The organism is Microseira wollei NIES-4236, assembly GCF_020521235.1.
Taxonomy (GTDB): domain Bacteria; phylum Cyanobacteriota; class Cyanobacteriia; order Cyanobacteriales; family Aerosakkonemataceae; genus Microseira; species Microseira wollei.
Map to the genome: position 1 here is coordinate 1 of NZ_BLAY01000417.1, position 1664 is coordinate 1664.

At 40.6% G+C, this 1664-nt stretch carries 2 protein-coding genes and 1 pseudogene; all 3 read right to left on the minus strand.

Annotation, left to right across the window (positions count from 1 at the left end; translation table 11 throughout):
• Nucleotides 1–390: 390 nt before the first annotated feature.
• Nucleotides 391–660: a helix-turn-helix domain-containing protein gene (locus MiSe_RS48905; protein WP_226594763.1), complete on the minus strand. Its 270-nt coding sequence runs from the start codon at nt 658–660 to the stop codon at nt 391–393.
• A gap of 348 nt (nt 661–1008) precedes the next feature.
• Complete coding sequence (locus tag MiSe_RS48910; RefSeq protein ID WP_226594760.1) at nt 1009–1200, minus strand: hypothetical protein; 192 nt, start codon at nt 1198–1200, stop codon at nt 1009–1011.
• Nucleotides 1201–1239: 39 nt separating this feature from the next.
• Nucleotides 1240–1664: pseudogene (locus tag MiSe_RS48915) on the minus strand (hypothetical protein); the annotation flags it as partial.

The window sequence follows — 1664 nt, forward strand, 5'->3', positions numbered from 1 at the left end:
GAAGTATTTAGAGAGTTTATTCGTTCCCTCGATCAGAAATTGTCAAAAAAGAGGGCATCGAACCCTCTTTTTTGACCGCTATCCTTCCCCACCTTATAAGAAGGTGGGGACTGCCGCGTTTAGTTCAGTTTGTTTCAATAGACATCTTGCACCATTCTCAATCACAAAGGAGGCTCTGCCTCCCACACCTCGTTTCCCAGGCTCAGCCTGGGAACGAGAATCTAGAGGCAGAGCCTCTAGTTGCAAATGGTGCCAGATGTTAGTTGCAACAAACTTGAGATATGAGCAAGTAATTTATTTCAGGGCGGGCTGACAAATATTTTAGGTCTATTTCTCCGGTAGCCGCAGCTAATTCCAGCATATCTAAGTCTGCTTGCTTTTGTTCCCGTATTACTGGGTCTTGTTTCCCTTTATGGCTTTTCCTGCTTCTTTTCCAAATGACCCCCTTTTTTTGAGTACCCGTCTTAATCTGTCGGGACTCAGTTTAATAGAGCGATCGCGTTCTAATTTTTGAGCTAATTGAAGACTGTTGTATGTGCGTGGTTCTGTTTTCAAGCATTCTTCCAAAAAAACTATGTCTGACTCCTGACATTTGGGTTTTCCCCCTCGACCTGGTTTATCCCAAAGTCCTTGTATACCAAGCTTTTCCCATTTATGCAGAACTTCTCTGACTGTTTGTGGTGGTAAGTTTTAATGGGCAGCTATTTTTTCAACGTACCAGCCATGTGCATTTAACCTGATTATCTCTGCTCGGTCTTTGACTTTCTGTGGTGCATCTGCAGTTCTTAGGTTTAATAGAGTTTTATCCTGATCGCGAGTCAAAAACACCCTTAAACGAGCGCCCATATCTTACTCACCTCGGTAGATGTATTCTCCGTATTTACTTATCTTCACATAGTTTGGTTTTTTCACGCCGACTTACTTACACTTGATCGCGCCAATGCCAAGCTCAAGCTTTGTTTTATCAGATTGATGCTCAAAAGACTAGCTGCTAGCTAGGAAAAGATATCAAATGGGTTCTATATTCCAAAAAATTGATAATGCACCAATTTCTTTAGGTAAAAAGACGTGAACATCTCCAACCGCGTTGGCTGCAAATTCTTTAAAAAAGAAAGTTGTAGAAGTTTCACTTAAATTCAACAAGGTACATGACGTTTTATTCACGACATCCAGTAGACTAAAAAGTTTTGCGATTGTCAAAAAATCGGATTGTGCGATCAGGGCTACTTCTAAAAGTTACTAAGTCCAGCAATATAAAAGCGAAAATTGATACAAGCCAGCGCCAAAGCTAACTACCATACCCAATTTGCCTAGCTGATCTTGACATTCTTCTTTAAAAAAGCTGTCGAATACCAAAAAGCAACTTGGTGAACTCATATTTCCAAAATTCTTAAAAAACTCCTTTGATCTAGCAATCTGGGCATCACTTAGTCCGAGTATTTCTGGCTTTGTAAACTCAGACAAAACCTTGGTTCCACCTTGGTGGAGAGACCATTCTAAGATATTCTCAGGAAGGAGAGAATGCTTGGATAGCATGGGCTTTACTACTGAATCTACAACCAGAGGTGGAACGAGAGTTGTAACTTGCTCATCTAAGACAAAACCTGTTTCATCAAACCGAATGATATTGCTAACTTGAAAGTCCATTAAGAGGTCTTCTACTT